The sequence below is a fragment of the Allosphingosinicella sp. genome (genome assembly GCF_036403745.1).
In the GTDB taxonomy this organism is placed as follows: domain Bacteria; phylum Pseudomonadota; class Alphaproteobacteria; order Sphingomonadales; family Sphingomonadaceae; genus Allosphingosinicella.
The window spans coordinates 1-22,803 of sequence record NZ_DASWQI010000085.1 but is presented as its reverse complement, the minus strand read 5'-3'; the positions used below and the strand labels follow the sequence as shown (position 1 = coordinate 22,803).

23 protein-coding genes, 1 tRNA gene and 1 pseudogene are annotated in these 22,803 nt (G+C 67.4%); 14 read left to right on the top strand and 11 right to left on the bottom strand.

Going from position 1 to position 22,803, the window contains the following annotated elements; translation table 11 throughout:
- The first annotated feature begins 8 nt into the window (after positions 1-8).
- The 6 genes from VGC56_RS16175 (at position 9) to VGC56_RS16150 (ending at position 5,824) form a co-directional block, all read left to right on the top strand.
- Positions 9-1,517, top strand: a complete 1,509-nt coding sequence (locus VGC56_RS16175) for a serine hydrolase domain-containing protein (RefSeq protein WP_464126524.1) — start codon at positions 9-11, stop codon at positions 1,515-1,517.
- A 51-nt stretch (positions 1,518-1,568) separates the two neighbouring features.
- The gene (locus VGC56_RS16170; RefSeq protein WP_464126522.1) at positions 1,569-1,847 is read left to right on the top strand and encodes an AbrB/MazE/SpoVT family DNA-binding domain-containing protein; all 279 of its coding nucleotides are present in this window, start codon (positions 1,569-1,571) and stop codon (positions 1,845-1,847) included.
- Entirely contained in the window at positions 1,840-2,223 is a 384-nt protein-coding gene (locus VGC56_RS16165; RefSeq protein WP_464126521.1) for a PIN domain-containing protein, read from the top strand. Before VGC56_RS16170 ends, VGC56_RS16165 begins: the two co-directional genes overlap by 8 nt.
- Positions 2,220-2,951, top strand: coding sequence for a tRNA (guanosine(37)-N1)-methyltransferase TrmD (trmD, locus tag VGC56_RS16160; RefSeq protein ID WP_464126520.1), 732 nt, complete (start codon positions 2,220-2,222; stop codon positions 2,949-2,951). The genes VGC56_RS16165 and trmD overlap by 4 nt, the downstream gene beginning before the upstream one ends.
- Before the next feature lie 14 nt (positions 2,952-2,965).
- Positions 2,966-3,394, top strand: a complete 429-nt coding sequence (gene rplS / locus VGC56_RS16155; protein WP_464126519.1) for a 50S ribosomal protein L19 — start codon at positions 2,966-2,968, stop codon at positions 3,392-3,394.
- A 225-nt stretch (positions 3,395-3,619) separates the two neighbouring features.
- Positions 3,620-5,824, top strand: a complete 2,205-nt coding sequence (locus VGC56_RS16150) for a S9 family peptidase (RefSeq protein ID WP_464126517.1) — start codon at positions 3,620-3,622, stop codon at positions 5,822-5,824.
- Here the strand turns inward: VGC56_RS16150 and VGC56_RS16145 are convergent.
- Positions 5,821-8,055 (bottom strand): M28 family peptidase, encoded by a 2,235-nt coding sequence (locus tag VGC56_RS16145; protein WP_464126516.1) that lies wholly within the window; start codon positions 8,053-8,055, stop codon positions 5,821-5,823. The two genes, VGC56_RS16150 and VGC56_RS16145, sit on opposite strands and share 4 nt — an antisense overlap.
- 636 nt (positions 8,056-8,691) lie before the next feature.
- Here VGC56_RS16145 and VGC56_RS16140 point away from each other — a divergent pair.
- Positions 8,692-9,189 (top strand): hypothetical protein, encoded by a 498-nt coding sequence (locus VGC56_RS16140; protein WP_464126515.1) that lies wholly within the window; start codon positions 8,692-8,694, stop codon positions 9,187-9,189.
- A 118-nt stretch (positions 9,190-9,307) separates the two neighbouring features.
- Entirely contained in the window at positions 9,308-9,547 is a 240-nt protein-coding gene (locus VGC56_RS16135; RefSeq protein WP_464126514.1) for a helix-turn-helix domain-containing protein, read from the top strand.
- Between the two features lie 78 nt (positions 9,548-9,625).
- On the opposite strand, the gene VGC56_RS16130 is transcribed toward VGC56_RS16135, so the two are convergent.
- The 6 genes from VGC56_RS16130 to VGC56_RS16105 form a co-directional block, all read right to left on the bottom strand.
- The gene (locus tag VGC56_RS16130; protein WP_464126513.1) at positions 9,626-11,629 is read right to left on the bottom strand and encodes an ATP-binding protein; all 2,004 of its coding nucleotides are present in this window, start codon (positions 11,627-11,629) and stop codon (positions 9,626-9,628) included.
- A 280-nt stretch (positions 11,630-11,909) separates the two neighbouring features.
- A complete protein-coding gene (gene nusG / locus VGC56_RS16125; RefSeq protein WP_464126511.1) occupies positions 11,910-12,449 on the bottom strand; it encodes a transcription termination/antitermination protein NusG in 540 nt (179 codons plus the stop codon).
- Between the two features lie 152 nt (positions 12,450-12,601).
- Complete coding sequence (secE, locus tag VGC56_RS16120; RefSeq protein WP_464126510.1) at positions 12,602-12,799, bottom strand: preprotein translocase subunit SecE; 198 nt, start codon at positions 12,797-12,799, stop codon at positions 12,602-12,604.
- Between the two features lie 205 nt (positions 12,800-13,004).
- Entirely contained in the window at positions 13,005-13,682 is a 678-nt protein-coding gene (locus VGC56_RS16115; RefSeq protein ID WP_464126509.1) for a hypothetical protein, read from the bottom strand.
- A gap of 98 nt (positions 13,683-13,780) precedes the next feature.
- Positions 13,781-13,856: transfer RNA gene (locus VGC56_RS16110), tRNA-Trp, on the bottom strand.
- A gap of 61 nt (positions 13,857-13,917) precedes the next feature.
- A complete protein-coding gene (locus VGC56_RS16105; protein ID WP_464126507.1) occupies positions 13,918-15,654 on the bottom strand; it encodes a fatty acyl-AMP ligase in 1,737 nt (578 codons plus the stop codon).
- Positions 15,655-15,765: 111 nt separating this feature from the next.
- Here VGC56_RS16105 and VGC56_RS16100 point away from each other — a divergent pair, with 111 nt between their 5' ends.
- From VGC56_RS16100 to VGC56_RS16085, 4 genes and pseudogenes are all read left to right on the top strand, one after another.
- Entirely contained in the window at positions 15,766-16,302 is a 537-nt protein-coding gene (locus VGC56_RS16100) for a regulatory protein RecX (RefSeq protein WP_464126506.1), read from the top strand.
- Between the two features lie 78 nt (positions 16,303-16,380).
- A complete protein-coding gene (locus tag VGC56_RS16095) occupies positions 16,381-16,980 on the top strand; it encodes a cold-shock protein (RefSeq protein WP_464126504.1) in 600 nt (199 codons plus the stop codon).
- 45 nt (positions 16,981-17,025) lie between these two features.
- Positions 17,026-17,412 carry an NADH:ubiquinone oxidoreductase subunit NDUFA12 gene (locus VGC56_RS16090; RefSeq protein WP_464126503.1) on the top strand — a complete coding sequence of 129 codons (387 nt, stop codon included), beginning with the start codon at positions 17,026-17,028 and terminating at the stop codon, positions 17,410-17,412.
- Positions 17,409-17,816 (top strand): annotated as a pseudogene (locus VGC56_RS16085) (DUF2155 domain-containing protein); the annotation flags it as partial. The gene VGC56_RS16090 and the pseudogene VGC56_RS16085, both read left to right, overlap by 4 nt.
- Positions 17,817-17,851: 35 nt before the next feature.
- On the opposite strand, the gene aat reads toward VGC56_RS16085, so the two are convergent.
- The 4 genes from aat to VGC56_RS16065 are packed head-to-tail and all read right to left on the bottom strand — an operon-like array spanning position 17,852 to position 21,123.
- Positions 17,852-18,598 (bottom strand): leucyl/phenylalanyl-tRNA--protein transferase, encoded by a 747-nt coding sequence (gene aat / locus VGC56_RS16080; RefSeq protein WP_464126501.1) that lies wholly within the window; start codon positions 18,596-18,598, stop codon positions 17,852-17,854.
- A 46-nt stretch (positions 18,599-18,644) separates the two neighbouring features.
- Entirely contained in the window at positions 18,645-18,980 is a 336-nt protein-coding gene (gene arsC, locus VGC56_RS16075) for an arsenate reductase (glutaredoxin) (RefSeq protein WP_464126500.1), read from the bottom strand.
- Positions 18,977-20,206 carry an MFS transporter gene (locus VGC56_RS16070; RefSeq protein ID WP_464126499.1) on the bottom strand — a complete coding sequence of 410 codons (1,230 nt, stop codon included), beginning with the start codon at positions 20,204-20,206 and terminating at the stop codon, positions 18,977-18,979. The genes arsC and VGC56_RS16070 overlap by 4 nt, the downstream gene beginning before the upstream one ends.
- A gap of 11 nt (positions 20,207-20,217) precedes the next feature.
- Positions 20,218-21,123 carry an oxygenase MpaB family protein gene (locus VGC56_RS16065; RefSeq protein WP_464126498.1) on the bottom strand — a complete coding sequence of 302 codons (906 nt, stop codon included), beginning with the start codon at positions 21,121-21,123 and terminating at the stop codon, positions 20,218-20,220.
- Positions 21,124-21,231: 108 nt separating this feature from the next.
- Here VGC56_RS16065 and VGC56_RS16060 point away from each other — a divergent pair, with 108 nt between their 5' ends.
- Positions 21,232-21,921, top strand: coding sequence for an SRPBCC family protein (locus VGC56_RS16060; protein WP_464126496.1), 690 nt, complete (start codon positions 21,232-21,234; stop codon positions 21,919-21,921).
- 13 nt (positions 21,922-21,934) lie between these two features.
- On the top strand, positions 21,935-22,803 hold an 869-nt coding region (locus VGC56_RS16055), incomplete at its 3' end, for an alcohol dehydrogenase catalytic domain-containing protein (RefSeq protein WP_464126495.1).

The window sequence follows — 22,803 nt, the reverse complement described above, 5'->3', positions numbered from 1 at the left end:
CGACGCTTATGCGCATCACGATCCTCGCAGCTTTGCTTCTCGGCGCCGCCCGGCCCGCAGGCGCCCAGCCACCGCCGCCGCCTCCGCCCGCGGCATCGATCGAAGCCGCGGCGCCGGAGCTCGAGGCCATCTTCCGCCGCTACATGGAGGACGCCCACATTCCGGGCCTCGTCTACGGTGTCGTGAGGGACGGCCGCCTCGTCCTCGTCCGCACGATGGGGGTGCAGGACCCGGAGTCGAAGCGGCCCGTCGCGCCCGAGACGCTGTTCCGCATCGCCTCGATGTCGAAGGCCTTCACGGCGCTGGCAATCCTCAAGCTCCGCGACGCCGGCCGCCTCTCGCTCGATGCGCCGGCCGAAACCTACGTCCCCGAGATGCGCGGCTGGAAATACCCCACGGCCGACTCCCCGAGGATCCGCGTCCGCGACCTCCTCAGCCACGCCGCCGGCTTCGTCACCGACGATCCCTGGGGCGATCGGCAGACGCCGATGCCCGAGGCGGACTTCACCCGCCTGCTCCGCACCGGCGTCCCCTTCCAGCGCGCGCCGCAGACGGCGTACGAATATTCGAACCTCGGCTTCGCCATCCTCGGCCGCATCGTCACCAACGTCTCCGGCCGGCCCTTCGAGGACTATATCCAGAGCGAGATCATGCGCCCACTCGGCATGACGTCCACCGGCTACGATTACACCAAGGCGCCGCAGGCCCGCCGCGCCCTCGGCTATCGCTGGGAGGACGGCGCCTGGAAGCGCGAGCCGGACCTCGCCCGCGGCGCCTTCGGGGCGATGGGCGGCGTCCAGACCACCGCGCCGGACTATGCAAAGTGGATCGCCTTCCTCCTCTCCGCCTGGCCGCCCCGCGACGGGCCGGAGACGGGCCCCGTCCGCCGCTCCAGCGTCCGTGAGCTCAGCCAGGGTCTCGATTTCCCCCAGCTCGTCACCCGCCCCGGCGGCCCGGCGAGCTGCACGCAGGCGTTCACCTACGGCATGGGCCTGCGGGTGATGGCGGACTGCGACCTCGGCCTCAGCCTCGCCCATGGCGGCGGCTATCCCGGCTACGGCTCCTACATGCTGCTGTTTCCGAACCGCGGGATCGGCCTCTTCGCCTTCACCAATCGCACCTACGGCGCGCCGGCCCCGGCCTTGTGGCAAGCCGCCGCAGCGCTCCAGAAGGCGGGCTGGATGCCCGCGCCGCGCGCCATCCCGCCAAGCCCCGCCGTCCGCGCCGCCTACGCCGCCGCTGCGACCATGTGGCGCGCCGGCAGCGTCGACGCGGCCCGCACCAGCCTCGCCATGAACTTCCTGCTGGACCGCACCGCCGCCAGCTGGGCCGCCGACCTCGCCCGCGCCAAGGCGGAGGTCGGCGACTGCCGCACCGACGGCCCCGTCACCGCCGCCGGCAACCTCCAGGCCCATTTCACCTGGTCTTGCGAACGCGGCCGCATCGAAGGCGACGTGCTCCTCGCGCCGACGAGCCCGCCAACGATCCAGGCGCTGAGGTTCGCGCCGGCGCATTGATTCAGAAGTGCATTCACCGTATATACGTGCCGTATCTACGAGGTGAGTCACATGGGTAGTGAGTACGTGGGCAAGACGTTCAAGTCGGGAAATTCGGTCGCCCTGCGCCTGCCGAAGGCCCTCGGCTTCAAAGAGGGGGAGCAGGTGAGGCTGGTCGAGCTCACGCCCGGGACCGTTCGCGTGGAGACGGTGCCGGCCGAGAAGCGGAAGCTGAACGTCGATGCTTTCTGGGGGAAGGCCACCGGGCTGAAGCTCTTGTCGCCGGAGGACCGCGTCTTCGTCGAGCGACGGCTCGATTGGGAGGGCAAGCGGCTGAACGAGGATGGATGAGTCTCTCTTCCTCCTCGACAGCGATATCTGCATCTACGCGCTCCTCGGTCGTAGCGCCGCTCTCAAGGATCGCCTTGCGCAGCAGCCGGAGGGCACGGTGGCGATTTCGGCAGTGACTCTAGCCGAGGTCGGTGTGGGATACGGCGAGGCGATGGACGATGCCGATGAGTTGCAGGCGTTTCTGGGCGAAGTTGAGGTGCTGCCCTTCGACGAAGCAGCCGCCCGTGCCTATGCGGCGCTCCCGTTCAGGCGCGGATCCTTCGACAGGCTGATTGCCGGCCATGCCATCTCGGCCGGGCGAATCCTGGTCACCAACAACGAGCAGGATTTCGCCGATCTACCGCACTTGAAGATCGAGAATTGGGTCAAGCCGTGACCTGGTCCGCTACCGTCCTCACCCTCTACCCGGAAATGTTTCCCGGACCCCTGGGCGCCAGCCTGGCGGGCCGCGCCTTGCGCGAGGGCATCTGGTCGCTGGAGACAGTGCAGATCCGCGACTTCGCGACCGACAAGCACCGCTCCGTCGACGACACCCCCGCAGGCGGCGGCGCCGGGATGGTGATGCGGGCGGACGTGCTCGCCGCTGCCGTCGACCACGCTCTTGCCCAAGCCCCCGCCGCCCCGCTTCTTGCCATGACCCCCCGCGGCCGCCCGCTCACCCAGGACTTCGTCCGCACCCTTGCCGCCGGCCCCGGCGTCTCCATCCTCTGCGGCCGCTTCGAGGGGATCGACGAGCGCCTGTTCGAGGCGCGGCCCATCGTTCCCGTCTCGATCGGCGACTATGTGCTGTCGGGCGGGGAGATGGCGGCGCTGACCCTCCTCGATGCTTGCGTTCGGCTGCTTCCCGGGGTAATGGGCGCGGCCTCAAGCGGTGAGGAAGAGAGCTTCAATGAGGGGCTTCTCGAATATCCGCATTATACCCGACCTGTTGAATGGGAAGGGCGCACGATCCCTGAAGTGCTGCGATCGGGGGATCATGCGAAGATCGCCGCGTGGCGCGCCGAGCGCGCCCGGGCGGACACACGGTCACGGCGGCCGGACCTGATCGCGCGTCACGGGGACGCGCGAAGGCCACCGCCCTCTGGCGCGCGGCACGACGATTAGAGAGACGAGACGACATGAACCTCATCCAGCAGCTCGAGGCCGAGCAGATCGAAAACCTGACCCAGGCCCGCGCCATCCCCGAATTCCGTCCGGGCGACACGCTCCGCGTCGGCGTCAAGGTGGTCGAGGGCGACCGCACCCGCGTCCAGAATTTCGAAGGCGTCTGCATCGCCCGCGCCAACCGCGGCATGGGCAGCTCCTTCACCGTCCGCAAGATCAGCTTCGGCGAAGGCGTCGAGCGCGTCTTCCCGCTTTATTCGCCGAACGTCGATTCGATCGAGGTCGTGCGCCGCGGCGCCGTTCGCCGCGCCAAGCTCTATTATCTGCGCGGCCGCACCGGCAAGGCCGCCCGCATCGCCGAGCGCCGCGACACCCGTCCCGGCGCCGGCGCCAAGGCGCCCGCCGCGACCGCGACGCCCGAGACGGAAACCGCCGAGGGCTGAGCTTTTCTACCTCCCCATCCGCAGGATGGGGAGGGGGACCACCCGAAGGGTGGTGGAGGGGTATTCCCGCGCACCCGGAGCGGCGCGCGCGGGCAGCCCCCCGGTGCCCCTTATACTACCCCTCCGCCACCCTGCGGGTGGTCCCCCTCCCCACGAGCTTCGCTCCTGGGGAGGCACGTTCGCGCACGATCTTCCCTTTTCCGCGCCTGCCTTTAGGAAAGCGCCATGCGCAAGATCCTTCTCCCGCTTCTCCTCCTGACCGCCACCGTCACGTCCGCCGCGGCGCGTGACCTCACGCTCGAGCGCGTGTTCCAGAGCCCCGCGCTCTCCGGACCCAGCCCGCGCCTAGCGAGGCTCTCGCCCGACGGCCGCCTCGTCACCCTCCTCAGGAACCGGCCCGACGAAAAGGAACGCTACGATCTCTGGGCGATCGACGCCGCCACGGGACAGGCGCGGATGCTGGTCGATTCGAAGAAGATCGGCTCCGGCGCCGAGCTCTCCGAGGAAGAGAAGATGCGCCGCGAGCGCCTCCGCATCGCCGGCACCCGCGGCATCACCGATTATGCCTGGGCGCCCGACGGCAAGTCGATCCTCGTGCCCATCGACGGCGATCTCTACCTCGCCACCCTCGACGGCAATGTACGCCGCCTCACCGCCACAAAGGAAACCGAGATCGACCCCAAGGTCTCGGAAGCCGGCCGCTACCTCTCGTTCCTGCGCAACCAGAATTTGTTCGTCCTCGATCTCGCCACCGGCACCGAGCATCCGCTCACCACCGACGGCGGCGGCACGTTGAGCTGGGGCGCGGCCGAGTTCGTTGCCCAGGAGGAGATGGACCGCCACACTGGTTACTGGTGGTCGCCGGACGACCGCTACCTCGCCGTCGCCCGCGTCGACGAGAGCCCGGTGCAGGTCGTGACCCGCGCCGCCATCGGCGCGGAGGGGACGAAGCTGGTCGAGCAGCGCTACCCCGCGGCCGGCACGAAGAACGCGATCGTCGACCTCTACATCATGACGCCCGATGGTGCCTCCAAGGTGAAGGCCGATCTCGGGCCGAACCCGGACCAGTATCTCACCCGCGTCGACTGGACGGCCGACGGCAAGGCCGTGCTCGTCCAGCGAATGAGCCGCGACCAGAAGACGCTCGACGTCCTGCGCATCGACCCCGCCACCGGCGCCTCCACGCTTTTGTTCAGCGAGACGTCGCCGACCTGGGTCAACCTCACCGAAAATTTGCGCGCTCTCAAGGACGGCAGCCTGATCTGGTCGTCGGAACGCTCCGGCTTCTCGCATCTCTACCGCTGGAAGGCGGGCAAATGGACCCAGCTCACCCGCGGCGAATGGGCCGTCGACCGCGTCGCCGGCGTCGATGAGAAAGCGCGGCGCGTCTATTTCACAGGCACGCAAGAGACGCCGATCGAGCCGCAGCTTTACTGGGTCTCCTACGACAAGCCCGGCAAGCCAATGCGGGTCACCGAGGCGGGCTGGTCGAACGGCGTCACCATGGACAAGGCCGCCACCCACCTCCTCGTCACCCGCTCGAACCCCGCCCAGCCGCAGCAGACCTACCTCGCCGACGCCAGCGGCCGCCGCCTTGCCTGGGTGGAGGAGAACCGGCTCGGGCCGGACCATCCCTATGCCCCCTATCTCGACAGCCATATCCAGCCCGTGTTCGGCACCCTCAAGGGCCCCGACGGCTCGGAGCTCCACTACCGCATGCTCTCGCCGCGCCGGGAGCCCGGCAAGCGCTACCCGGTCTTCTTCTACGTCTATGGCGGCCCGCACGGGCAGCAGGTGACGCGCAGCTGGTACGGCGCTCTTCCCCTGCAGGAATATCTCGCCCAGCACGGCTGGATCGTCTTCACCATCGACAATCGCGGCACCAACCGGCGCGGCGTCAAGTTCGAGAGCGGCATCTACCACGCCGCCGGCACCGTCGAGGTCGAGGACCAGCTCGCCGGGGTGGAGTGGCTGAAGCGCCAGCCGTTCGTCGATCCGGCCAGGGTCGCGGTGATGGGCTGGTCCTACGGCGGCTACATGACCCTGCGCCTGCTCGAAAAGGCGCCCGGCGTGTTCGCCGCCGGCGCCGCCGTCGCGCCCGTCACCCGCTGGGAGCTGTACGACACCTTCTACACCGAGCGCTATCTCGGCAACCCGGCCACCGACCCCAAGCCGTACAAGGCCGGCGACACCCTAAACGAGGCCAGCAACATCCGCGACCCGCTCCTCGTCGTCCACGGCATGGCCGACGACAATGTCGTGTTCGAGAACACCACCAGCCTCATCGCCAAGCTCCAGAAGGAGAAGCACCCGTTCGAGCTGATGGTCTATCCCGGCGCCACCCACGCCATCGCCGGCGAGGGCCCGCAGACCCACGTCTGGCAGACCATCGTCAACTTCCTCGACCGGACGGTGAAGGACAAACGCTAGAGCGGCACCTTCGTCCAGTTGATCGACGCGTCGGGGCCGTATTGCGCCTGCGCCGTCGCGGGCCGCGCCCGCACCAGCGGCGCGGCGGCGGCGGGGAGGCTGTCGCGGATGCCGATCACCGTCGCTTCGGCTGGCGCGGCGGGTAGGGAGACCTCGAACACGGCGCCGTCGCAGCTCCGTCCGGTGCAGCGCAAGAGGTAGGGTTCCTTGCCCGCCTCCGCCCCGAAAGCCACGTTCGAGCCGCCGGTGCCGAACGCCCTGACGCGGGCCGTGCCTTCGAACCGGACGAGCACGTCGTCCGCCCCGTTCGCCGCCACCCGCACCGCCACGATCCGTCCGCCGGATCCCGGCCGCTCGCCCACCCGCTCGATGCGGGGGGCGGGGAGGGGGATGGCCGGCGCCGGGGCTGTCCAGCGGCTGCTCGCCGTCCACGGCAGCTTCACCGCAGCCTTGAACGCGCCGCGCTGGGGGAATCCGTCCGGCAGCGGCACGCCGCCATTGCCGACCAGCCACTGCCCTTTGGCGGCCGTCCCGTCCCAGGCATATTCGATGCGGAAGCCCTGCTTGCGGTCCTCCGAATAGGCGGGAAGCGCGAGCATCGCCCCCCACGCCGCCACTGCCGCGACGCCGGCCAGCGCCAGAGCCGCAGGCCGGAACGCCCCGAGCGGCTTCAATTCGATCAGCGCCGGCAGCACCAGCAAGGCCGCGAACGGCGCGAACAGCCAGGCGCTCCAAAAATCGAGCAGCACCTCGCTCAGATGCACCAGCGGCCCCCAGGTCAGGAACAAGGCCGCCCAGGCCAGCAAAGCCGCCACGGTCTCCGCCCGCCGCGCCCGCTGCCCCGCCAGCCAGCCGACCAGCATGATGAGCGGCGGGATCAGCGAGAAGATCGCCGCCCCCGGCGCGACGAACACGATCCCGAGGCTCAGCACCATGAACACCAGCCAGAACGCCGCCCGCAGCCGCTCCCGGCTCAGCCCGCGCCCCACCCAGGCCAGCGCACCCACGGACACCGCCAGCGCCGCCAGATCCACCGCCAGCGCCATCGCGTCGGGATGCGCCCGCCAGAAGCTGCCCGGCCGCGCCATGCCGGTGAGCCATTGCAGCACGAACACCAGGGCCGCGCTCCCCAGCACCGCCGCGATCATTGCGCCGGCCCCGCGCAGCAAGCCGTCGCGCCGGCCCCAGGCGAACACCGCCACGCCCGCGACCAGCAGCCCGAACAGCGCCAGCCCCAGGGTCCGCGGCAGCACGATCAGCACCCGCCCGGCAACGTCCGCATAGATGCGCTCGCCGCCGCCTCCACCGCCAATGGCGCCGGATCCGGCCTCGGTCAGCCGCACGGCCGCCGACAGACCCTGGCGCCCCATATGCTGGAGGCTGGCCGGATCGAGCGCGGCCACCGTGTCCCCCGGGCTGTGGTAGCGCGTCTCGTTGCCGATCACCGCGAAATTGAGGATCGTCCACGGCCGCGCCGCGAAGACGGTGACGTCGGTCGAATTGGGAATGAGCCGATAGAAATCCGCGGTCATCGAATTGGCGACGGGCCGTGCCGCGCTCGCCTTGAAGGCGCCGATCGCCGGGCCGTTCGGCCGGCTCGTCTCGAACATCGTCGCCGGCCCCGTCACGCCGCGCGCCTCGAAATTGATCAGGCTCTCGATCCGCGCGGCCTGCGGATCATGTTCTAAAAAGGCGTGCGCGCCGAGCAGCCCCGCCTCCTCGCCCTCGTCGAACAGCAAGGCGACCGGCCGCGCCAGCTTGCGCCCCTTCAGGAGCGAGGCGACCTCCAGCATCGTCGCCACGCCGATGCCGTCGTCCGACGCGCCCGGCCCCACCGGCGTCGAATCGTAATGGGAGGCGAGCAGCAGCTGGTGCGGCGCCGCGGCATCGCCGATCGTCGCCACCACGTTGCGGATGCGCGCGCACACCGCGGACCGCCCGCCTTTGCTCCCGCCGCAGGCCCAGTCGTCGGTGACGCGCGGCTGCAGCCCCATCGCCTGCAGCTCGGCCACCAGGCGCCCCCGCACCGCATCGTCGGCGGCGGTATCGACCGGATGCGGTCGCTGGTCCCCCAGCAGCCGCGCCAGCCGCGCCTTCGCCCGCATTGCATCGAACTGCCCCGCCTCGGCGGCGGCGACCGGCGGAGGCTGGGTCAGCTGTCCCTTGAACGCCAGCGCCGCCGCCAGCAGCAGCATCAGCACCACCAGCAACGCCGCGCCCGCCCGCTTCATGCCATCCCTCCCCGCCTCACGGCCAGGAGCCCTAGCAGACCGTTACGCCCCCGAACATGCCGGGGCGCTGAGACCCGGGCGGTCGGACGACGGCAGGCGCGGCGGCGGGGCGGAAGCTTCGAAGTTTCGAAGTTTCGTGAAAAATAATTATCCTCTCTATCAAATCGGCGTCTTCGATCGATTTTCTCAATCAGAGCCGCGTGGCGCAGATCGCCGGCCCGCGCGAGTCGCGGCCAATCCCACCGACGTATCGAGGCGTTCGCTATCCTGATCATCGTTGGAACATAGCATAAACAGCAGCCGAAATCCACAAGCGCAGTGGCCACCAGGACTTGTGCCGAAGCCATGCGAGTGTCGGGTCGTTACCGTGCGCGTGCCGGGTCGTTACCGTGCCGATGCAGGGTCGTTACCGTGTCGGTGCCGGGTCGTTACCGTGTCGATGCAGGGTGGTAACCGTGTGCCTACCGTGTCCGTGCCGGCGCGAAGCGGGGGGTGGGGGCGAGGGGCACGGGCGATTTTCGCGGCTGGGGGCGGCGAGTTGAATGGCGTTTCAACTTCTTTGGCCGCGGCTTGGCGGTTGCGATTTTCGAAGGATACGCTGGCAGAATATAACAAAACCGAATAATGTGCTTCGTGATGGCGAGAAGCGACGCACCCGCGGGCCTACGCGACGGCCGCATCCGCGCGGCGAGCCTTGCGGAGATCGGTGTGCTGCTGGAGGAGGCGGCACGCCTGGTCCATGCCCATGCGCTCGATCCCACGGCAGACCTCCTCGCCTTGGCCGAGCACGGCGCGCTGCCGGAGACGAACCCCCGCTGGGTGCGCGCCCTGCTCGACGTCCGACGGCTGCGGACCGAGTTCCTCGGCGTCCCCGTCACCGACACCGCTCTCACGATCCTTCTCGAGCTCTACGCCGCTGCCCTGGAACAACGCCCGCTGTCCCGTGCCGCGCTAGCCGAGGCGGCCGGCCTTGCCCCCGCGACCCTCGCCAGCCACCTCACGCGCCTCGAAGCCGCCACCCTCGTCGCCCCTCCAGCGGACCCGGCGCAGGCGCCGGCGTTGACACCCACCACCGCGAAGAACCTTCGGGCGTGGCTCGCCGCCGCGGCGGAGATAGCTGGGGCGGCGGTGTAGGGGAGGGGAGGGCAACCCCCTGTTGTCATTCCGGACTTGATCCGGAACCCACCTTCTTCCCTCCAGTCCGGACTTACGCCAACTTTGCATAGACTAGTCCGCTACCTACGCCAGCCCCATGGCGGGCCCGGCAGACGAACGCGAACGACTGACCCAGCGGCTCTGCGAGATCCTCGTCGAGGCGCGCGAAGCGAAGGGCCTCAACCAGACCCAGCTCGGCAAGGCGCTCGGACGGACACAGAGCTTCGTCTCGAACTACGAGCGCGGGCAGCGGAAGCTTGGCGTGCCGGAGTTTATCCAGATAGCGCGGGCGCTTGGCGAGGAGGCGACGGAGATGCTGGACCGGGTAAAATCCTGATCAGCGCAGATGGATAGTCACGGCGAGTGTCCCGTTCGCCAGGTGAGTCGCGGCGACGGTCCGGGTTGGCCGGAACCGTCACTCGGCGGAGAAGAAACTGCGTCCGCTCAAACCCGCTCGTTCGAAAAAGGCAGCGTTCCGAGCACGCGCATCTCTAAGGAGATCATCCCAGCCGATTAGTTCGATCGATCCAAGAAAACCATCCCGCGGGACATAACGCCGGCCGCCCGTACCCGCCACCCTCTCCCACGAAAATGTCCAGTCGTCCAGCCTTCCCACAATGTCGGCGACTATAAAACAATTAAAGACGGTATTGTCGGTCAATTTAATTGGGCGACCTCTGACATCGATCTGGCCACCAGCCTTCAGGATCCGCACGTACCTCTCAACCTGCTGCTGAGGGTTCTCGTCGTTATCGTAGCTCTTACGCCCGGGTCTTTTAAATTCCACGAGCAGAACTCTTGAACTCTCGTCTGAGTCCCGAAGCGAGTGAACGGTATTAAAGACCAGCACATCCGCGCGCTCTTCGCTTTCGAAAGCCTGCCCGAGTTCCTTGAAGGGTCGATCAGAGCTGAAATACTCCGCGAATGTAAGACGTTCATCGAGAACCCAGAGTTCGTGAGACGATGGTACAATCTTGAGTTCCTCACCGACTGTCCTAATCCTCATGGGACAGATGAGATTGTGGACCACAGACTCGGTCTGATAGGCGCTGTCGCCCTCGGTTAGCCTTACCCTCTCAAGAAGAAGAGACAAGAAGTCGAGGACGGCTTTTCGCCGAATGACATACTCCGCGAGACTTCGTGACTCGGCCTCTTCCAGGCTTTGCACCGCGTGAGCGACAGCGCCATAGAAAGCTTCGCCTGTGACTTTCCCGCCCTTTAGTGTCTCAAATGTGCTGCGGATTGCCTGAGCCTGCTTAACGTCTCGGCGGAAACGCTGGCGCGCGAGATGTCCGTAGATTGCATCCTGCTTGTTCTCGCCGGTCGGCAGGTAGTTTTGAAGCTCCTCTACGTCACCAAATTTAACGGATGGATATGTCTCCACGATCACTGCGATTTGCGCCCGTTGCCGCTCGCTCTGCTCCTCGAGGGGCTCGGCTAGGAAAGCCTCGATATGAGTCATGCAGACTTCATTGACGATACTATCTAGGATATGATCGTCGAATGTGAATCCGGTGCGCTCCTGGTTAACGTGCTCATTGAGAAATGAGCTAAACACACAGGCGTGGAACACGCGGTCCTTCTCTGGACCAAAATAGCCGATCCCGAGCTTCGCATCTATGCACTGCGACACGACTGTGCGATCATTGCCGATAAAATGTACGAAGTGGTTGCCGCCAAGGCTGGCGCTGGCCGTCTTATGGCACTCCAGCAATGTAAGCTCGAAGAAACCGACATCGTTGAATCGTAAGTTTTTAAGATATTCCTGCCGGCTGATGTGTTCTGCCATGTCAGCGGGATAAGTCCGGGTTTCATCACCACAATTGATTTGGATATCTGGTGACTTCCCGCCTACGAATACTGGCAAAAAATGCGAAAACACGTGCTGGAATATGTATTCCCCTCGCGCAGGAAATTTATCCAGATAGGCCTTTTCTCGGATATCCGAAAATTTGATCCACGTCCCAGCCGAGCTGCCCGGGCTTGCTGCGCACTCAACGAGATCAGTGACCTGATCGCTGTTACTGAGCCGGAATGTGAACCTCCTTTCCCGCATCTGACCCTCTTGGAGGTAGCGCGAAACCACGCGCGTCGAGCCGAAGCAATCGAGCCAAAGGAGGCGGCCGACGCCTTTGCCGCCAAAAGAGATCTTATGATCCGTATCGGTCGTAAGAAAGGCTTCGAAATTTTCATCGTCGAGACCAATGCCGTTATCCTCGACTGTGACCCACACATCGCGCTTGTTGCGGCCTGTGTTGACAAATACCTCGATCTTTCCCTTGAACGCGGCTGATTCCTTCCATCGGGCATAGATGGCATGGATGCTGTTGCTGATCGCTTCGAAGATAGGCTGCAGCGCGTCAGATGTACGCGCTGGCTTCGGAAGGCGCTGAATGCGCTTGATAAGGTTGGCGTTCAAATTTGGCATTTGTAGAGGAGAGCCTCCTGCATCCGCGACTTCCGTGCGCTTATGCACGCTAAACGATGATCCTCTCAAGCTGTGCTATTGTCGAGTTCTCGGTGGCTGCGAGCAGGCTGGCCCTCCATCGGCTTGCGGTATCACCGTGCCTCTGCGTCTCTCCGTGAACTCTCCCTTCTCCGCGCCTCCGCGTGAAATGAAAAAGGCCAAGGCTTTCGCCCCGGCCTCTTCGAAGGAGAACGTGGATTCCGGATCAGGTCCGGGATGAGGGGCCGGGCCCTTACTTCACGCGCTCGACCTGCTCGAACTCCAGCTCGACCGGCGTCGCGCGGCCGAAGATGCTCACGCCGACCTTGACGCGGCCGCGGTCGAAATCGAGTTCCTCGACCATGCCGTTGAAGCTCGCGAACGGGCCGTCGAGGACCTTGACGCTGTCGCCGATCTCATAGTCGACGTTGATCTTGGTCTTGGGCGCGGCGGCGGCGGCTTCCTCCTTGGTGTTGAGGATGCGGGCGGCCTCGGCGTCGCTGATCGGCTGGGGCTTGCCCGAGGAGCCGAGGAAGCCGGTGACCTTGGGGGTGTTCTTGACGAGGTGGTAGACGTCGTCGTTCATGTTCAGCTTGGCGAGCACGTAGCCCGGGAAGAACTTGCGGTCGCTGGTGACCTTCTTGCCGCGGCGGACCTCGGTCACCTTCTCGGTCGGGACTTCGACGGCTTCGACGAGCTGCTCGAGGCCCATGCGGGCGGCGTCGGCCTGGATGGCGTCGCGCACCTTGTTCTCGAAGCCGGAATAAGCGTGGATGATGTACCAGCGGGACACTCTTGCTTCCTGTCTGTCTCTCTGTGCGGGGGGCCTTTGGGGCGCGGCCGCGGGGTCGTTCGTCGATGTCTTGCGAAGGGGGTTCTTAGCGGGTTGCGCCGCGCCCGTCTCCCCCTTGTTGGGCGGGGTTGCGGGCGAGGCCGGACGCGGCGTCAGCTGACCAGCTTGAGGAGCCCCTTCACGATCGCCTGGAAGGCGGCATCGACGCCGAAGAAGAAGATGGCGAGGATGCTCGTCATGATGAGCACCATGATGCCGGTGGTCACCGTCTGCTTGCGGCTCGGCCACACGATCTTCGCCGATTCGGCGCGGACCTGGCGGAAGAATTCGATGGGGCTGACTTTGGCCAAGGCGGCGCGTCCTTGCAGTCTCGGGCAGCCGCCGGGGACCGGAGCGCCGGTCGGCCAGAGGATTGCCATGGATGGGAGCTTCGCGAGATAGCGAGCGGACGGGGTTAAGGCAAGGGCGGGAGGTTCGGGGGAAGGGTGGAAGGGGGCCACCCGGGGCGGCAGAGCCTGCGCCGTGCCTCTTGCGTCTTGGCGAAGTGCCGCTGCCTCAGCGCGGCGAGGACGTCGTCAGCAGCCGGATCGAATAGTCCTGCCCGCTGTCGCCGCTGACCCACAGGTGCAGGGAGCCGCCGTGCGTGCCGTCGGGGGAGGACATGTAGCCGATCTCACGGATCGGGTGCGTCGAGGTCAGCAGCGGAACCGGGCCGGCGCACGCGCCGCCGGGCGTACAGGTGATCGTCTCCACCGCCCACAGCCCGCCGTTCTTCCACAGGCCGATGCGTCTGTGCCCGTCGAGATAGACGCTGTTGAGGTAGACGAGCCTGTGTCTGGACCCGACGTTGGCGCCCCCGATGGTGTGAAGCGCGGCGTCGATCGGCACAGGCAGGATCTTTGTGGCATAGCGGTCGCCCGCGGGGGCGGGAACGAGCTTGAGCGGCGGGAAGCCTATCCAGACCGTCCGGCCGTTGGCGAACACGAAATTGGTGGCGACGGTCCGAAGCGTCGCCACGCAGGGACCGGACATTGCAAAGGACGGACCGTCGATGCCGGTCACCTTGAGGTCGGGATTGTCGCGAACGTGCAGGAGGGCAGAGATTTCGGCTTGCGAAAGCGCGCGGGGATTGAGCAGCGTCGGATTGTCGGCGCAGGTGCTGCTCACGTCCGGTGGTGCCGGGGCGGCGAGCGCGAAGCCGAGCGCGGCGGCGAGGGGCGTGAGAAGCATCATGCGGATCTCCGTCTCCGTTGAGCGGACGGCCGGCGTGACAAGTTCCACGTGCTTTGCAGCAGCGGTGCCCTGCTGTCGCTGCGCGCCTCGCTACGGCCTGGCAGGAGTGGAGGGACTCGAACCCACGGCCCTCGGTTTTGGAGACCGATGCTCTACCAACTGAGCTACACTCCTAGGCCCCCCACCCGTTAGACGGGGGGAGGAAATGGCGCAAGGGGCCGCGGGGCGGAGCGGCTCAGGCCGCGATATCGTAGGGCTGGATTTCGCCGGTGAGATAGAGGCTTCTCGCCTTGGCCCGTGACAGCTTCCCCGAGCTCGTCCGCGGCAGGGTGCGCGGCGGGACGAGCTCGACGACGCAGTTCATGCCGGTGATCGCGCGAACCCGCTCGCGGATGGCGTCGCGCAGGCGGCCGCGCTCTTCCGCGTCGGAGGTGCGGCACTGGACGAGCACCGCGGGCGTCTCCTCGCCGCCCTGGGTGGTGATCGAGAAGGCGGCGATGTCGCCGGCCTTGAAGCCGGGAAGCTGCTCCACGGCCCACTCGATGTCCTGCGGCCAGTGGTTCTTGCCGTTGATGATGATCATGTCCTTGGCGCGGCCGACGATGTAGAGATAGCCGCCGGACATGTAGCCCATGTCGCCCGTGTCGAGCCATCCGCCGGCGTCCATGCAGGCCTTGGTCGCCTCCTCGTCGCGGAAATAGCCGACCATCACCGACGTGCCGCGGCACCAGACCTTGCCGATCTGGCGGTCGGCGAGCGGGGTGCCGTCCTCCTCGCGGATCTCGACTTCCATGCCGCGCGCCGGGCGGCCGCAATTGACGATGGCGCGGTAGCGCTGCGGCCGGTCGCGGTGGACCTTGCCGTCGCCCGCCAAGGTCGTCTCCTCGACCAGCTCGACGACGATGCCTTCGCCCGGCGGCATGATCGAGACCGCAAGCGTCGCCTCCGCAAGGCCGTAGGAGGGGAGGAAGGATTTGGCGTTGAAGCCGGCCTCGTGGAAGGCGTCGACGAAGGCCTGCATCACGTCCGGGCGGATCATGTCGGCGCCGTTGCCGGCCACCCGCCAGCGCGACAAATCGAAGCGCTCGGAGACCTTGGACTGGCTGCCGATGCGGCGGGCGCAGATGTCGTAGCCGAAGGTCGGCGAGTAAGAGAGGGTGGTGCCCTTGTTGCGGCTGATGAGATCGAGCCAGGCGAGCGGGCGGCGGGCGAAATCCTCGGTCTTCAAGTAATCGGTCGAGACCTGGTTGGCGACGGGCGAGAGCAGGCAGCCGACGAGGCCCATGTCGTGATACCAGGGCAGCCAGGAGACGCAGCGGTCGCCCTCGACCACTTCCATGCCGTGGCTGTGCGCGGCGAGGTTGTTCAAGAGCCCGCGATGGGTGACGGCGACGCCGTGCGGGAAGCGGGTCGAGCCGCTCGAATATTGGAGGTAGGCGATGTCTTCCGGTAAAGCCTCGGGCAGATCGGCCTCCGGAGCGGCTTCGTTGGCGAAGTCTTCCCAGGCCACCCCCTTGACCCCGGCACCCTCGGCCGCGGCGCCCGCCATGCCGGCGAGCTCGGCCGGGTAGAAGAGATGGGTCGGATCGGCGCTCGCAAGCTGGACGGAGAGCTGGTCGATATAGGAATCGCGGCCCCCGAACGAGGTCGGCAGCGGCAGCGGCACCGGCCAGGCGCCGGCGTAGACGGCACCGAAGAACAAGGCGGCGAATTCGGGGCCCGTCTCGGCGACCAGGGCGATCCGGTCCTTCGGCGCAACGCCCTCGGCGATCAGCCGGCGCGCCATGACGAGGGCGTCGTCGCGCAGCTCGCGGAAGGTGTAGGCGCGGACCAGAGTGCCGCGCGGATCGTGGAAATTGAGGCCGCGCACGCCTTGCGCCGCATAATCCAGCGCCGCCCCGAGCGTCTCGAAGTCCGCGAAGCGGCGCGGATTGCTGTCGTCGGTCGGCGTCGGCTGAACGGGTTCCGGCACGATCTGTCGCTACCTCTTCGAGTCTGTTTCCGCGCATCGGGCGCGGCGGCTGAGCCAATGGATGGTGGCGGGCTTTTATAATCCCGTCCGACTGTGGCACAATCATGGCGCGTGAAAGCTGAACGACAGCGAAACCCTCGGCCACCTCTCGATAATGAGGGGCTCGAACGGCTCGGCCTCTTCTATGCCGGCCGCTATGCGACGACACGCGCCAAGCTCGCCACCTACCTCCGCCGCAAGCTGCGCGAACGCGGGTGGGAGGGGCAAAGCGAGCCGCCGGTCGAGCGTCTCGTCGCCCGTTTCGCGGAGCTCGGCTATGTCGACGACCGCGCCTTCGCCTCTGCCAAGGCCTCCTCGCTGCTCCGGCGCGGCTATGGCGAGCGGCGGGTGAAGGACGCGCTGCACGCTGCCGGTATCGGCGAGGAGGATTCGGCGCCGGCGCGGGAGGATGCGGAGGCGCAGGCCTTTACCGCGGCCCTGCGCTTCGCCGAGCGGCGCCGCATCGGGCCCTATGCGGAAGCCGCCCTCGAGCGGCCCCAGCGCGACAAGGCGGCGGCGGCGATGCTCCGCGCCGGCCACCGGCTGGACCTCGTCCGCCGCATCGTCAATGCCGCGCCGGGAGAGGTCCCTGAACCGGACAGCTTCTAAAAAAGCAGCGGAAACAGTTCACAAGGCCGCGAGAGCCATGATAGTCGTCGCTCGCACTTTAAGGTAGATCGGCCGTTCATGACGTCGCGCCGGGAAATGCGTGCTGAGGATCCCGCCGCAGCTGAGCCCGGCGAAGGGGAAGCTGCGCCCGGCGAGGAAGGCCTCCTCCACATCACCGGCACCATGAAGTGGTTCGACGCCACCCGCGGCTTCGGTTTCCTGGTCAGCGACGACGTGCCCGGCGACGTCCTCGTCCATTTCAGCATCCTCAAGGAGCATGACCGGCGCAGCCTCCCTGAAGGCGCGATCGTCGAATGTCTTGTCGCGCAGCAGGAGCGGGGCTTGCAGGCGCGGCGCGTAATTTCCATCGACCTCTCGACCGCCGTGGTTCCGGAGCCGGGCCGCCCGGCGACGGGCGCCAAGGCCGAGCGCGTCGACCCCGCCGCCCTCATCGACGAAGCCGGCGAATTCGAGCCGGTGCGGGTCAAATGGTTCAACCGCCTCAAAGGCTACGGCTTCGTGGTCCGCGAGGGGGCCGAGGACGGCGAGGACATTTTCGTCCACATGGAGACGGTGCGCCGCGGCGGCCTTTCCGACCTCGTTCCCGACGAGCCGCTGCGCGCCCGCATCGCCAAGGGCCGCAAGGGTCCGCTGGCGGTCGAGGTCGAGCCGCGCTGAGCGGCGGCTTGCGCAGGCGCGGCCAAGGGCGCTAGGCGGGCAGCCATGGGTTTCTTCAAGAGAATCTTCACCTGGTGGGACGGCGCGACGCTCGGCACGTCGCTGGAAATCTGGCGCAAGGGCCGCAAGGTCGGCAGCGATGCGCTCGGCAACGTCTATTACGAGGCGAAGAAGGGCGGCCGCCGCTTCGTCGTCTATAACGGCTTGAACGACGCGGCGCGGATCCCGCCCGATTGGCATAGCTGGATGCACCACCAGATCGACGGCCTGCCCGACGAATCGCTGCCGCCGGCGCCCAAGTTCCTGAAGCCCGGCACCGGCAACCTCACCGGCACGCCGCAGGCCTATCGCCCCGCCGGCGCCATCGAGCGTGGCGGCCGCCGCGCCGCGGCGAGCGGCGATTATGAGGCCTGGACGCCGGAGCAGGGATGAGGCGCACGACGCGGCCGTTCGTCCTCGCCCTCGCGGCCGTGCTTACGCTCTCCGGCTGCGGCAAGGGCGGCAGCGGCCAGCGCGGCGTGGGCGGCAATGGCGGACCCCAGACGGTCGACGTGCCGCAGACTGTGACGGCCGAGGTCCCCGGTACGACGCCGATGGGCCAGCGCGTCGCGGTGCTGGGCTTCCTCAACAAGCGCAACGGCCTGTCGCAGGACCTGACGTTGAAGCCCGGCCAGGCGATCCGGGTCGGCGACGCCATCGTCCGGCTGCGCGCCTGCGAGACGACGGCTTCGTGGGAGGCGCAGCGGCTCACCGGCGCCTTCGTCCAACTGGACGTGAAGGAGCCGCGCGACCCGCAGGACCGCTACCGCCGCGTCTTCTCGGGCTGGCTCTACAAGGAAACGCCGTCGCTGAACGTCGTCGAGCACCCGATCTACGACGTCTGGCCCAAGAGCTGTGCGATGAAGCGCCCGGGCGACGAAGCAACGGCGCCGCCGGGCGTGGCTTCCGCCAGCAACCGGTCGAGTGCGCCGAAGTCTCCGGCGCGCAAGCCTGCCGCGGCGGCGCCGTCCAGGCCTGCCGCGCCGACGCTGCCGCCGGCGAGGGCCGACATCGCGGGCGACACAGCGGCGGCCAACAACCCCAGATAGGTCTTCTTGGTGATCTCCACCGCGCCGAGGCTGCGCAGATGGTCGGTCATGAACTGGCAGTCGAGCAGGGTATAGCCGCCGACCTTCAGCCGCGCGACCAGCCAGGCGAGGGCGACCTTGGACGCGTCGGTCTCGGCCGAGAACATGCTCTCGCCGAAAAAGGCGCGGCCGAGGGCGACGCCGTAAAGGCCGCCGACCAGTTCGCCTTCGTGCCGGCATTCGATCGAGTGGGCGAAGCCGAGGGCGCGGAGGCGGATGAAGCTTGCCTCAATGGGGCTGTTGATCCAGGTCTCCTCGCGCTCCGCGCAGCGGCGGATGACCTGCTCGAACGCGGTGTCGGCGGTGACTTGGAAGCGGCTCGAGCGGATCGTCTTGCGAAGGGAATGGGAGACCTTGAGGCCGTCGAGCGGGATCACCGCCCGCCGCTTGGGCTCGACCCAGAAGACCTCCTCGGCCTCGCGGGCGTCGGACATCGGAAAGACGCCGATCGCATAGGCCCTGAGCAGCACGTCGGGGTCGATCACCGCCATCAGCGGGAGTGCGCCTGCAGGGGCCGGAGGATCAACACGCCATGGCTCAGAGGATCTCGCGCACCTTGTCCTGCGGCCGGCAGAGGCGGACCCCTTTCTCGGTCTCGACCAAAGGACGCTCGATGAGCTTCGGGTTCGCCATCATCGCGTCCAGCACCGCCTCGTCCTCCGCCTGCCGCACCGGCGCAGCCTCCTCCTCCTTAGCCCGTAGACCGTCGCGCGCGCTGATGCCGGCGGCGGCGTAGAGGCGCCTGAGTTCCTCGCGGCTGGGCGGCGCCTTGAGATATTCGATAACCGTCACGTCGGCCCCGGACTCGCGCAGGATGTCGAGCGTCTTCCTTGAGGTCCCGCAGTTCGGGTTGTGGTAGATGGTCGCCTTCACGTGGCCCTTGCCTCCTCGACGAAATCGACGTCCCGCCGCTCGGGGCCCAGCGCGGTCCAGATGGTGAGAACGACCGCGGTGACGCCGGCGACGAGAGCGAGGGAAAGGCCGTAATTGTCCCTGTGGCTCTCCGCTATGCCCGCCTGCATCGGCGCGTTCCACGAGGCAATGAGGTTGCCGAGCTGGTAGGCGAAGCCCGGGAACAGCCCGCGCGCCAGCGCCGGGGACAGCTCGTTCAGATGCACCGGCACGATGCCCCAGGCACCCTGGACTGCAACCTGGATGAGGAACGCGCCAAGGCCGAGCAGCAATGGCGTCCCCGCGAATGCCCAGAGCGGGATCACCGGCAGCGCGAGCAGGCTGGCGACGATGATCGCCTTCTTACGGCCCAGTCGCTCCGACCAGATGCCGAAGCCGATGCCGCCGACGATCGCGCCCAGGTTCATGATTGCGGCGAGGATGCCGGTGGTGTGGGTGTCGAAATGGTGCTGTTTCTGGAGGAAGGTCGGGTAGAGATCCTGGGTGCCGTGACTGAAGAAGTTGAACGCCGTCATCAGCACGACGAGGTAGAGCGCGATCTTCCAGTGGCGCGCGAGCTCGACGACCGGGTTCACCCGCGGCTTGTCGCGGCGGGCCTCGAAAGCGGGGCTTTCCTCGACATGCATGCGGATGAGGATGACGAGCAGCGCCGGCGCGATGCCGACCATGAACATGCCGCGCCAGCCGATATGGTCGAACAGCAGGAAATAGACGAGGCTGGCGATGAAATAGCCGGACGGGTAGCCGCTCTGCAGTAGGCCTGAGACCGGTCCGCGCAATTTCGGCGGGATGCTTTCCATGACGAGGCTGGCGCCGATCCCCCACTCGCCGCCCATGGCGATGCCGAACAGGAAGCGCAGGATGAGCAGCGACGTCAGCGAGGGCGCGAAGCCCGAGGCGAGCTCGAGCACCGAGAAGAGGATGATGTCGATCATCAGGATCGGTCGTCGCCCGAACCGCTCGGCCAGCCATCCGAAGACGAAGGCGCCGAGCGGCCGCGCCGCCAACGTCAGGAAAACGCCGTGGCTTACCGCCTTGACGTCGGTGCCGAACTCCTTCGCGATGGCGGAGAGCATGAACACCATCAGGAAGAAATCGAACGCGTCCAGCGTCCAGCCGAGGTAGCTCGCCCAGATCGCACTGCGCTGCGCCTTGGTGAGAGACTTGAGATCGGCGGCAAGCGACATCGGCCTCTCCTTCAGCTGGCCGCCTTTTGGCGCGGGGCGGTGAGGTTGTCGAGCGGGAGTCCGAGGCGCCTTGCGCCTCGCGCGGGGGAGCCGTCCCGTATTCCCCAGCGGAGCAGCGACGCGAGGCGGCGCAGTGCGAAGGTGGAAGGGGCGCCGAGGGCGGGGCGGGTGAAGCCGTGCATGTCCGCCGCCCATTCCGGCAGGAGCGCGATGCCGGCGCGCAGGAACAGCCGGCCCGGTAGCGCGAGGAGCGGATTCGGGGCCGATTGCGCTCGAAGCGCGCTGGCGACCTCGCGGGTGCGGTCGTCGTGGCGCAGCTCCGGCCGGACCCCCGCCAGATAGGCGTCCGCCTCCGCGAGCGTCTGGGGCAGCCAGGCCGCGCCGAGCTTGCGGGCGATGACGGCAGTTTCTGCGAAGTAGCGGTCCTCGTCGCCGGGGAGCAGCGGGCCCGGCCCGTAGCGCAGGCGTGCTTCGAGGAAGCAGCGCATTTCGGTGACATGGACCCAGGTGAGGAGATCGGGATCGTCGGCGCTGTACGGCGTGCCGTCCGGCAGCTGCCCGTGCACGTGCGCGTGGATGCTCAGCACCTTCGCGATCAGACGCTCCGCCTCTGCAGTGCCGCCATAGGTGGTGCCGCCGACGAACTGGGCGGTGCGCCGTAGACGCCCGAACGTGTCTTCGCGCCAGCGCGAATGGTCCCAGACTCCGGCGAGCGCGCGCGGATGGAGCATCTGCAGGAAGAGCGCGGCGATGCCGCCGGTGATCATCGCGGTGAAGTCGCTGTGCACCCGCCACGCCGCCGAGCCTGGGCCGAACAGGCCCGGATCGCCCGGCGGGTTGTCGAGGTCGGTGGCGCCCTCGCCGAAGCCGACGAGGCGGTGGACCTGGCCCTGAATCGTGCGCTGCAGGAACGACATCGCGCCGACCTGTAGGCCGGGCTGGGCCTGCGACCAAGCGCCTCTTTTCGCGAGGAACTTCCGCTCGGGCTTACGGTTAACGGAGCGCAGCAAGCAGGAGGACCGAACATGGCCGAGAGGCGCAGGGACGGCACGCGCGGCGAAGGCGGCGACGCCTTGCAGAAGACCCTGATCGGGGCGGCGACGGTCGCGGCGGCGGCGGGCATCGCGCTCTTCTTCGCGCGCAAGGCCATGGATCCGGGCGAGGGGCCGCTGATCAGCGACGCGCCGCCCTCCACCCTGCGCGGCCGCCGCGGCAGGGATGCCCTCGTCAGCCGCACGGTCACCATCAACCGGCCGGCGCAGGAACTCTATACCTTCTGGCGGGACTTTTCGAACCTGCCGCGGTTCATGGACAATGTCCGCGCGGTCGAGATGATCGACGACACGCGCTCGCGCTGGACCATCGCCGCGCCGGGCGGCACCGAGATCGTCTTCACCAGCCGCATCACCGACGAGCAGCCTGGGCGCCTGATCGCCTGGGAGTCGGAGGAGGATGCCAGCGTCCGCAATGCCGGCAAGGTCGAGTTCCTCGATGCGCCGCCGGGGCGCGGCACCTGGGTCCGTGCGACGATCAGCTACGATCCGCCGCTCGGCGCCCTCGGGCGGGCCGTCGCCAAGCTCCTCCAGCGCGAGCCGAACGTGCAGGCGCGGCGGGATCTCAGGCGCTTCAAGCAATTGATGGAGACGGGCGAGGTGACCTCGTCCGCCAGCCCCTCGGGCCGCGCGTCCGAGGACCCCACAAAACAGTATCTCTGAGGAGCTAGGCACGATGCGCGCACTCACCTGGCACGGCCGCCACGACGTCCGCGTCGACACCGTTCCCGATCCCGAGATCGTCAACCCACGCGACGCGATCATCAAGATCACCTCCGCGGCGATCTGCGGGTCGGACCTCCATCTCTACGACGGATACATCCCGACGATGCGGGCCGGCGACATCCTCGGCCACGAGAATATGGGCGAGGTGGTCGAGGTCGGGGCGAAGAGCACGTTGAAGGTCGGGCAGAAGGTGGTGATCCCGTTCACCGTCTCGTGCGGCACCTGCTTCTTTTGCTCGAAGCAGCAGTTTAGCGCCTGCGACAATTCGAACCCTGCCACCACCTCGGACATGTCCGAAACGCTCTACGGCTATCCGATGGGGGGCGCGCTCGGTTACGCGCATCTGACCGGCGGATATGCCGGCGGACAGGCCGAGTATCTCCGCGTCCCCTATTCGGACGTCGGGCCGGTGGTGATCCCGGACGGCATCGACGACGACAAGGTGCTGTTCCTCTCCGACATCCTGCCCACGGGCTGGATGGCGGCGGAGAATGCCGAGATCGAGCCCGGCGACACGGTCGCAGTGTGGGGCTGCGGGCCGGTCGGGCTGTTCTCGGTTCAGTCGGCCTTCCTGATGGGCGCGGAACGGGTGATCGCGATCGATCACTTCCCCGGAAGGCTTGCCCTGGCGAAGCGCTTTGGGGCGGAGGTCCTCAACTTCAAGGAAACCGACATTTATTCGGCGCTGCTCGACATGACCGGCGGGATCGGCCCCGACGCGGTGATCGACGCAGTCGGACTCGAAGCCCATGGCCTCTCGATCGACAATATCATCGACCAGGTGAAGGCATCGACCTTCCTCGGCACCGATCGTCCGCA